7 protein-coding genes, 1 tRNA gene and 1 rRNA gene are annotated in these 9,869 nt (G+C 60.0%); 1 reads left to right on the forward strand and 8 read right to left on the reverse strand.

Annotated features, from left to right (window positions below):
• The first annotated feature begins 72 nt into the window (after positions 1-72).
• Positions 73-1,035 (forward strand): IS1595 family transposase, encoded by a 963-nt coding sequence (locus AB5Y80_RS02335; RefSeq protein ID WP_368172475.1) that lies wholly within the window; start codon positions 73-75, stop codon positions 1,033-1,035.
• A 52-nt stretch (positions 1,036-1,087) separates the two neighbouring features.
• On the opposite strand, the gene AB5Y80_RS02340 is transcribed toward AB5Y80_RS02335, so the two are convergent.
• The 8 genes from AB5Y80_RS02340 to AB5Y80_RS02375 form a co-directional block, all read right to left on the reverse strand.
• Positions 1,088-2,533: an amino acid permease gene (locus AB5Y80_RS02340; protein WP_368172485.1), complete on the reverse strand. Its 1,446-nt coding sequence runs from the start codon at positions 2,531-2,533 to the stop codon at positions 1,088-1,090.
• 166 nt (positions 2,534-2,699) lie between these two features.
• Positions 2,700-3,038, reverse strand: a complete 339-nt coding sequence (locus AB5Y80_RS02345) for a tRNA-binding protein (protein ID WP_005342042.1) — start codon at positions 3,036-3,038, stop codon at positions 2,700-2,702.
• Positions 3,039-3,114: 76 nt separating this feature from the next.
• On the reverse strand, positions 3,115-4,560 hold the full coding sequence (locus AB5Y80_RS02350; RefSeq protein WP_368172486.1) for an amino acid permease: 1,446 nt from the start codon (positions 4,558-4,560) through the stop codon (positions 3,115-3,117).
• Positions 4,561-4,662: 102 nt separating this feature from the next.
• Complete coding sequence (locus AB5Y80_RS02355; RefSeq protein ID WP_069784192.1) at positions 4,663-5,118, reverse strand: beta-galactosidase subunit beta; 456 nt, start codon at positions 5,116-5,118, stop codon at positions 4,663-4,665.
• Entirely contained in the window at positions 5,115-8,189 is a 3,075-nt protein-coding gene (gene ebgA, locus AB5Y80_RS02360; RefSeq protein WP_368172487.1) for a beta-galactosidase subunit alpha, read from the reverse strand. The genes AB5Y80_RS02355 and ebgA overlap by 4 nt, the downstream gene beginning before the upstream one ends.
• 320 nt (positions 8,190-8,509) lie before the next feature.
• Complete coding sequence (ebgR, locus tag AB5Y80_RS02365; protein ID WP_183149155.1) at positions 8,510-9,475, reverse strand: transcriptional regulator EbgR; 966 nt, start codon at positions 9,473-9,475, stop codon at positions 8,510-8,512.
• 164 nt (positions 9,476-9,639) lie between these two features.
• Positions 9,640-9,754, reverse strand: a 5S ribosomal RNA gene (rrf, locus tag AB5Y80_RS02370).
• A gap of 22 nt (positions 9,755-9,776) precedes the next feature.
• A tRNA-Thr gene (locus AB5Y80_RS02375) sits at positions 9,777-9,852 on the reverse strand.
• Between the last annotated feature and the right edge of the window lie 17 nt (positions 9,853-9,869).

Below are 9,869 nucleotides of genomic sequence, written 5' to 3' on the forward strand. Positions count from 1 at the left end.
AAAAAGGCGCTGTCCCAATTATGTGTTGGAAGGCTAATCTGGAAGTAGGTCATCACCGCGAGGACCTTCATCATGGATACGCCAGCCTTCCAACACCTGTTGTCCCTCTTTCCATTACTTACTCTGCGTCAGCGCCGTGTCGCTCAGCATGAGCTCGCCGCTCCACACCCGATTACGTCCCTCCATGCCCAGTTACCCACATGCTGCGGCTGTCCCCACTGCCAGGCGGATGCCACCCAGCTGACCCCCTGGGGCTGGAGCCGTGGGCTGCGTCGTTACCGTTGTAAGCAGTGTCGGCGAACCAGCTCCCTCCTCACCAAGACGCCTTTGGCCAGATTACGTAAGGCTGAGCATTGGGAGGACTACGCCCAGGCTCTCATCGACGGGCTCACTGTCCGCCAGGCCGCCGTCCGCTGCGGTGTTTGCAAGAACACCGCATTCTTGTGGCGTCACCGCTTCCTGAAGGCGATGGCAAACCACCAGGCAACACGGGAAGAAGGCATTGTGGAAGTGGATGAAACCTTCTTCCTCGAATCGTTCAAGGGGCAGCGAGGGTTGCCTCGTCCGGCAAGACATCGTGGCGGGAAAGGGCGTACCCGGGGGACCGGGCGGGATTACATCCCGGTGATGGTGGTGCAGGACAGGGCGGGCCATCAAGCCGACTTTCAGCTGGAAAGGCTGGATGCGCAGACGGTGAAAGCGGTGTTGCAGCCACTCATCGCGCCCGATGCAGTGCTCTGCAGTGATGGTGCAGGGGTGTATGCCAGTTTCAGCCAAGCGCGGGGTATAACACATCAGGTGGTGTACAACCGTCGAGGTGAGCGAGTCATTGGGGCATACCACATCCAGCATGTGAACGGATATCACCGGCGGTTGAAGGAGTGGATGGAACGATTCCATGGAGTCGCAACCCACTACCTGAGGAATTATCTGGGCTGGCGCAGGATGCTGGAACGTTACGGCAGGGAGGTAAATACCAAGATGTGTTTGCATGAGGCGCTAGGGCACCCGATGCAACACGTAATTGGGACATAGCCATAAAAAACGGGCGACCAGGGTCGCCCGTCTCCTGTTTGCCACATGCCGATCAGCGCTGGCTGGCGAGGGTGTCGCTGCCCGCTTTCTTCTCGTTGCCACCTGACTTGCGGGCTTGGCGCTTCTCGAAGCGGGAGATCCACCAGTAGGCCAGCGCCGAGAAGACCGCGGTCATAAAGACGTTGATGAAGAAGGCGCGCACCAGATCCACCCCGGCCGGGAAGGCGGAGGCGCTCATGCTCACCACGAAGATGGCGATCAGCACCGACACCACCGCCATCCCGAAGGTGCGCGACCCCATGCGGAACTCGCGGGGGGTGTCGTCATGTTTCCAGCGGAACACGAAGTAGGCCACCATGATGAAGATCGGCGGCAGCATGGCGGTACCGGCGGTGAGGTTGATGGCGGTGTTCATCATCTGCTGCACCGATTCCGAGCCGAAGCCATTGACCACCAGCATCACGAACACGAAGACAAACTGCCACCAGGCGGCGCGCACCGGCACGCCGTGCTCGTTGAGCTGGGTGGTCTTCTCGCCGTAAACCCCCTGCGGGATCTCGGAGAAGTGGATCTTCACCGGCGCCGAGGTCCACATCATCATGGAGCCGAACATGGCGATGAACAGCACCACGCCGACGAAGCGGCCCACCATCGCCTCGGAAAGCCCGAAATACTGCGCCATGCCGGTGAAGATCTCCACCATGCCGCCAGCATAGGTGAGGCTCTCGCGCGGCACGAACACGTTCACCAAAAGGGAACCGACCGCATACATGGCGCCGATGACGATGCCGGCACTGATGATCACCTTGATGAAGGACTTCTGGCCCCCCTTGACGTCATTGAGGTAGGCCGCCGCGGTCTCGGCACCGCCCGCCGCCTGGAAGATCCAGCACATGATGCCGAGGGTCGCCCAGTTGACGGTGGGAGTCATCGCCTCCAGCGTGATGGGCTGGGCCGGCACATGATCGCCACTCAGGGCCATCAGGGCGCCCAGCACATAGATGGCGAACAGGGCAAACACCCCGTAGGCCACTATTTCAGCAATCTTGCCGAGCCAGCTCGCCCCCTTGGTGGAGATGTGGGTCGCCGCCGCGAACAGCACGATGGAGATGATCGAGGTGACCATGGGGGAGAAGCTGTACTCATAGCCCAGCATGGCGTAGGAGGCGTAGGCGATGACGTTGGGCAGCAGGGAGACGAACCAGAACAGGTTCACGAACCAGTAGAGAAACGAGCCCAGATAGGCCATCCGGGTGCCGAGCGGCTTCTTGAGCCAGTCGTACATCCCCGACTCGGAGTTTTTGTTGGCCGAGACGAACTCGGCGATGATGAAAACGAACGGGATGAAGTAGACGAGGGTCGCCAGCAGGAAGATGGGGGCGGAACTGAGCCCCAGCTCGATGTTGTTGTTGACGATGTTGCGCACGTTGAACACGGCGGCAAAGGTCATCGACAACAGGGCAAACTTGCCTATGGTGCCGCGTACGGATTCAGACATGGTTTCCTCCAGTGGACTCGCGCTCCCTGCGGGTAACGCTGTGACTCTGTGATGTGTTTGGCAAGGGTCTGTCGGCCCCGCCCTTTACTCTCTTGTTGTGATCAGGCCCCTTGGGCGGCCTCGTTGGTGAGTCGGTACCGTCTCCCGCACCGGCTCGCAATACCATTCAGACGATCGGAGTGCCCGGCGCCATCGGCACCCGCGGTTGCAACAGCACGCTCTGGCTCTCGTCCGGGGTCTCGGCGCAGAGCAACATGCACTCGGATCGCTCGCCGCGCATTTTGGTGGGCTTGAGGTTGGTCAGTACCACCACCTCGCTGCCCATCAGCTCCTCTTCGCTGTAGTAAGGCACCAGACTGGTGACGGTCTGCAGCGGCCGCTCGCCACCCACGTCGATCTGGACGATGTAGAGTTTGTCGGCCCCGGGGTGACGCACCACCTCCAGCACCTTGCCCACCTTCATCTCGACCCGTTTGAATTCGGCAAACTCGATCGTCTCGCTCATGCTCTTTTCCTTTTCTGGTTCAACGGTTTGCGGGTGGCCAACGGCCACCCGGTTTGATTGGGATTCAATACAGTGGCTATGGCGTCTGCATGGCAACCTGCGCTGTCGGCTGGGCCTCTTTGGCACGCGCTTCGGCACTGAGGGAGGCCTCGTATCTGTTGTATTTCCACCAGGCGAAGCCGAGGAAAATCACGATCCCGCCGACGTTGTAGAAGATGATGGTCATGATGTCGGCGCCGGTCGGGAAGGTGGAGGCGAGGAAGCCCACCGAGAAGAGGACGATCAGCACCGAGACCACGGCGATGCCGGTGGTGCGCGAACCCATCCTGAAATCCCGCGGCAGGTGATCGAGCTTCAGACGCAGATTGAGGTAGGCCAGCATGATGAACAGCGGCGGCAGCATGGAGGCGGCAGCGGTCATGTTGATGACGGTGTTCATCAGATCCTGCGCTGTGTTGGAGCCCAGAGTCGGGATCACCATCAGCGGCAGCACGATGAGGTACTGGATCCAGGCTGCACGGGCGGGCACGCCGTTCTCGTTCAGCTCGACGGTTTTCTTGCCGAAGATGCCGGCCGGGATCTCGGAGAAGAAGATCTTCACCGGGGTCGCGGTCCACATCAGCAGGGAGCCGAACATGGCGGTGAAGGAGACCAGACCGACGAAGCGGTTCATCAGGATCTCCGGCAAACCGAAGTAGGCCGCCAGCCCTTCAAACACCTGCACCGAGCCGCCGGTATATTTCAGGGTGTCGCTGTGGACGAACACGTTGATCAACAGCGAGGCGATGGAGTAGAGCACGCCGATAAAGATCCCGGCGACGATGATCACCTTGACGAAGGACTTGGAGCCGCCTTTTACGTCATTGACATAGACCGCCACCGACTCGGCGCCACCGGCTGCCATAAAGATCCAGGTGGTGATGCCGAGGAAGGCCCAGCTGAAATCGGGGACCATGGCCTCTACCGTGATGGGGTCAGCCGGTTGCACGCCGCCTACCAGTGCCGCACCCGCCAGCAGAATGTAGGAGAGGGTCAGCAGCAGCATCAGGGACGAGGTCACCGAGGTGATGGGGCCGAGCATCTTGGCGCCGTTGGTGGAGACATAGGTGGCAAAGGCGAACAGCACCATGCTCAACGCCGTGGTCGCCACCGGGGTGAGAATGTACTCGTAGCCGAGGAAGGCATAGGAGGCGTAGGCGATGACCCGCGGCAGCAGCGAGGTGAAGAAGAAGAGGTTCACGAACCAGTAGGTGTAGGCGGAGATAAAGGCCCAGCGACCGCCGAGGGAGCTCTTCACCCAGGCATACACCCCCGCTTCGGAGTTCTTATTCAGTGACACGAACTCCGCAATGATCAGGCAGAACGGAATGAAGTAGAAAATGGTGGCCAGAAAGAACATCGGGGCCGAGGCCAGACCGATTTCGATGTTGTTGTTGATGACGTTGTTGAAGCTGAATACCGCCGCGAAGGTGAGCGACAGCAGACCAAACTTGCCTATCGTATTGCGTTTGGAATCAGACATGGTGCATCTCCAGACCTGTAGTTATCTCAGCGAAAGGGCGGGGCATGATGTGTAGGGTGAGCCCCGCCCTTTCGGCTTTGTCAGTGCAGAACCGGCGACTTGTTATTTGTTCTTGAAGTAGCCGCCTTCGACGGTGACCTTGATGATCACCTTGCGCACCGGCCCGTCGCCGACGAACCGGTAAGCCTCGTCGTTCTCGAAGATCACCACCTGACCGTTGCCCACCTGCTGGCGCTCACGCACCTCACCGGCCAGCCACTCGCGGTCTGTGGTGTCGTCATAAGCCTGCTCGACCGCCAGCTCCGACTTGGCAGCCCACTCCACCGTCTCTGCTCCTTCCAGGTAGTAGTGGACGTCGAAGTAGCGGCGCTGCCCCTCGAACAGTGAGGTGGCCGGGCTGGCCCCCTCCTGCAAGCGGTAGGTGAGGGAGTCACCGATGGAGTGGCAGATGCCGGGTTTGAGGTTTGGCAGGTTGTTGATGGCCTCCACGCAGCGGCCCCACTTCTTGCCTTCCCGGTAGATGTTTTTGAACAGGGTCAGGTTGTCCAGGGTGATCATGCGAGGTTCCTCCCGCCGTTGATGGTGAGATCGAGCCCGGCCAGCGCAGCCGGATTGAGGTTGCCACGGGCGATGGGCAGCAGGGTCAGGCCGAAGCTGAACGGCTCGAAGCGCACCCGCCAGGAGTCCAGCACCTCGGAGCCCCAGGAGTTGGAGCCGAGCCCCAGTACCTTGTGATCCAGATTGAGGGTGAGATAACCACTCGGCTCCAGCTCATTGATGTGCTGCGCCCCGTGGATATGCTCCCAGCTGTAGGGCCAGACGCTCAGGTTGATGGGGGCATCGGGTCGCACGTAGAGACCGGCGCCGTGACGGTTGGTCAGGGTCGCCCAGCGCACCTGCTGGCGGTTGCCGTTATCCTGCGGGAAGGGGTAGTGCTCCCACATCTCGCCGACTGTGCTCTGGAAGCTGTCGATCCAGTTGCTCTGGCGGCTGTCCTGATAGTTCTCGCCCGGCCCCATACCGTAGTAGTGCACCCGGTCGAGATCCTGGCGAATACCCAGCTCGAAGCCGATCTTGGGAATGATGTCGTCATAACCGCCGTAGGGCTGACCGGACAGCGCCACATGCAGCTGGCCGTTCGGGCTCAGGGTGTAGACGTAGCGGCAGCGCATGCCGAAGTCGAACACCGGCGGCGCGATCAGACTCTCGACCGTCACCTCGACCGCGTCACCCAGCTGACGCCAGCTTAAGCCACGGAAGTGCTCCTGCATGATCTGCAGGTGGTTCGGGTGCCACAGGCTCTCGTACTCCTGCTTGTGGTTGTCGATCATCGGCTTGAAGAAGGTGAGGCGCGGCGAGCGCTCGATGAGCTCGATACCATCCTGCTGCCAGCTCACCAGCTTGCCGTCGAGGCGCGAGAAGCGCAGGGCAAAGCCGCTACCGCTCAAGGTCAGCGCGAGGCGCTCATCAGCGATATCCAACGGAGTAGCGTTGGGATTGGCAAAGGGCTGCAGCTGGCGAGTCGACTCTTTCAGCTGGAACTGGTACTGACCCAGTTCATGCTCCGCCGCGCTGTAGCGGGTCGCACTGGCCTTGATGACCCGCAGCTGAACGAAGGTTTCCCGCCCATCAAGCGTGGGCAATTCGAGTTGCAACTCGGTGGTGGCACCGGGAGCAATCCCTTCCAACCGGATTTGCTGGCTGGCCAGCAGTTCGCCTTCGGCCTTCACCTCGACCAGCAGGCGGATGTCGTCAAGAGTGGAGAACCAGTAGCGGTTTTCCACCGCCAGCTTGCCGCTCGCCAGATCCAGGGCGCGCACCTTGACCGGGCAGATCACCTGCTTGTATTCGCGCAGCCCCGGCCCCGGGGTCTGATCCGGATAGATGAGGCCATCCATGCAGAAGTTGTAGTTGTTGGGGTAGTCGCCGTAGTCGCCGCCGTACTTGTAGACCGGGCGCCCCTGCTCGTCCTGATCCAGAATGCCGTGATCGCACCACTCCCAGATGTAGTGGCCCTGAATGTGGGGATGGCGGTCAAACACCTGCTGGTATTCGCTCAGGCCACCCGGGCCGTTGCCCATGGCGTGGGCGTATTCGCAGAGGATGCGCGGCTTCGCCATCGGGAACTCGCCGAAGCAGTTCATCTGGGAGACGCGGGAATACATGGTGCTCACCACATCCACCACCTCGGCGTCACGATCCTCTTCGTAGTGCACCAGCCGGGTCGGGTCGATTCCCTTGCAGCGCTGGTACATGGCTCTGATGTTGCAGCCGTAGCCGGACTCGTTGCCCAGCGACCAGATGATGATGGAGGGGTGGTTCTTCTGGGCGTGCACGTGGCGCTCGATGCGATCCACGAACACCGGCTCCCAGAAGGGATCATCGGTGATGCGGCTGAGATCGCCGACGTTGGCAAAACCGTGGGTCTCCACGTCGGTCTCCGCCATCACGAACAGACCGTACTGGTCGCACAGCTCGTAGAAGCGAGGGTCGTTCGGGTAGTGGGCGGTGCGCACCGAGTTGAGGTTGTGCTGCTTCATCAGCACGATATCGCGCTCCACCCGATCCATGCCGACCGCACGGCTCTTGAGGTGGTCGTTGTCGTGGCGGTTCACCCCGTGCAGCTTGAGGTAGTGGCCGTTGACATGGAAGAGGCCATCCTTGACGGTGATTTCACGCACCCCGACCCGCTGCGGGATCACTTCCAGCAGCTCGCCCTGACCGTTGTAGAGGGAGAGTTGCAGCTGGTAGAGGTAAGGGTCTTCGGCGCTCCACAGATGGGGGTTGGCCAGATCCAGCGTGAAGCGGCAGTCGAGCTTGCCGTCGATGGCGAGATGGTCGAGCGAGCCGCTGGCGATCTCGCTGCCCTGATCCAGCAGCGACCAGACCAGACGGTGATCCTTGGCCGACTCGCCCAGGTTTTCGAGCTGGATGTCGCAGCTCAGGGTGGCGCTCTGGTTGTCGTCAGCCAGCGCGGTCTGGATGAAGAAGTCCTGCACATGGACCGCCGGTTTGCCCACCAGGTAGACGTCGCGGAAAATCCCCGCCATCCACCACATGTCCTGATCTTCGATGTAAGTGGAGTCCGCCCACTGCATCACCCGCACCGAGAGCAGGTTCTCGCCGGTTTTGGCATAGGCGCTGATGTCGAATTCGGCGGTGAGGCGGCTCCCCTTGCTGAAGCCGACGTAGTGGCCGTTTACATAGACCTCGAAGTAGGTCTCCACCCCGTCAAACTTGATGATCACCTGCTCGCCGTCCCAGGCCGGGCTCAGCACGAAGCTGCGCTGATAGGCGCCGGTGGGGTTGTTGGTCGGCACGAAGGGCACATCGATGGGGAAGGGAAAACCCTCGTCGGTGTACTGCAGCTGACCATGCCCTTCCATCTGCCACATGTTGGGCACGGTGATCTGGCCCCACTCGTCCATGGGGCTGTGATAGAAGGCCTCCGGCACCTGCAGGGGGTGGTCGAAGTAGTGGAACTGCCACTGGCCGCTCAGGCTCAGAAAACGGCGGCTCAGCTCGCGCTGCATGGTGGCCGCCAGCCCGTGGTCGGCATAAGAGAAGAAGTAGGCACGCGGGGCCAGCCTGTTTTCACCAACGAATTGGACGTTTTCCCAGTTATTCACATGTCCTCCCGGAACAAGGCAACGTTAACTGGGTAAACTCTAGATAAACATTTACTAAATATCAGTTCTGAATAGGTAAAGTTTTAACCTGATCACAATGAACAGATGGTTTTGTGAGCGAGATCAGAAGCGGGAGATAAAGGAGAGCAAGATATGAATGAGTGGCATGGATGTTGATAGCAGTAGGCTGAATTGTAATGAAATCTATTATAAAACAATGTGATATGAGTTTTCTGGAAGAGATGGGAAAGAGATTTGCTTGGGAGATGTGTTGCGCCACCGCAAGATGGCGCGACTAAAAACATAGTGTTTTACTAAAATCATCGTGTAGTACCGCGCAGAGTCAATCTGCTCGGTACAAGCACCCGCAGCGGGATATCCCGCTCGTCACGCAGCCGCTCAACCAGCAGGTTGACCCCCTGGGAGCCCATCAACTCGGAGTGGATCCGCACCGTGGAGAGGGGCGGGAAGGTGAACTTGGCGGTCGGGATATCGTTGACGCTGATAAGCTCGATCTGCTGGGGAATCGCCAGTCCCTTCTCGTGGATGGCACGCAGCACGCCGATGGCGATGGAGTCGGAGGCGACAAACAGTGCCCTGGGCCAGTCGCCAGCCAGCATCTCCTTCGCCAGCTTGTAGCCGGAAGCGCTGGAGAAGTCTCCGCGATAGAGGTCGCTCTCCTGTACCACGCCAAGCCGCTGGCCATAATCGCGAAAGGCGAGTTCCCGCAGATCCGGGCCATCATCCTGGCCACCGATATAGCCGATGCGCTGATGGCCCTCGGCGATGAAGAAGTCCACTACCTGCTGGCTGATGAGTGCCAGATCCACATCAATCGAGTCAAAATCGCCCTGAGAGCGGCAATCCACGAACACCAGCTGGGCAGACAGCCCGCGCAGCACGGCCAGCCGTTCTTCCGGCAGATGGCCGATGACCAGGATGCCATCGACGGCAGAGAGCTCACGCCCCTCGGCACCGTTGTAGCAGTGGGCCAGCTCGATGTTGAGGCGGGTGCACTGGGTCTCGATGCCGTAGCGGATGGCGAGGTAATAGGGATCGTTGACCTCGGTGCTCTGGGGATAGGCGTAGACAGCCAGGAGCTGCAGCTTGCTCTTGTGCACCCCTTTGCGGGCGCTGCTGGTCTTGTACTCCAGCCGCTCGGCAATCTCGAAGATCTTCTGCCTGGTCTCGTCCTTGACGCTCAGGCTGGGATCCTCGTTCAGCACACGGGATACGGTAGCAAGCGATACCCCCGCCTCCTGTGCAATTTCCTTCAACGTAGCCATCAATACCTCGCAGGCAGCATCACGTGTTCATCGGGCAACGGCTAAAGAGTAACGAGCAATCCCTTGATAGCCCAGCATTTTTACTGAAATAGAAGCAGGGAATTGCGGCGGGAGGACAGAAATGCAAAAAGGCCTCCCGTATGGGAGGCCTCTTCTGAATAGGTGCCTGACAGTGTCCTACTCTCGCATGGCGAATGCCACACTACCATCGGCGCTACCGCGTTTCACTTCTGAGTTCGGCATGGGATCAGGTGGTTCCACGGCGCTATTGCCGTCAGGCAAAAGCTGTACTGCTTGAAAATGGTGCTGATACCCAGAATCGAACTGGGGACCTCATCCTTACCAAGGATGCGCTCTACCGACTGAGCCATATCAGCACACTAACCGGTAAAGA

Source organism: Aeromonas sp. R2-1, from assembly GCF_040908425.1.
Taxonomy (GTDB): domain Bacteria; phylum Pseudomonadota; class Gammaproteobacteria; order Enterobacterales; family Aeromonadaceae; genus Aeromonas; species Aeromonas caviae.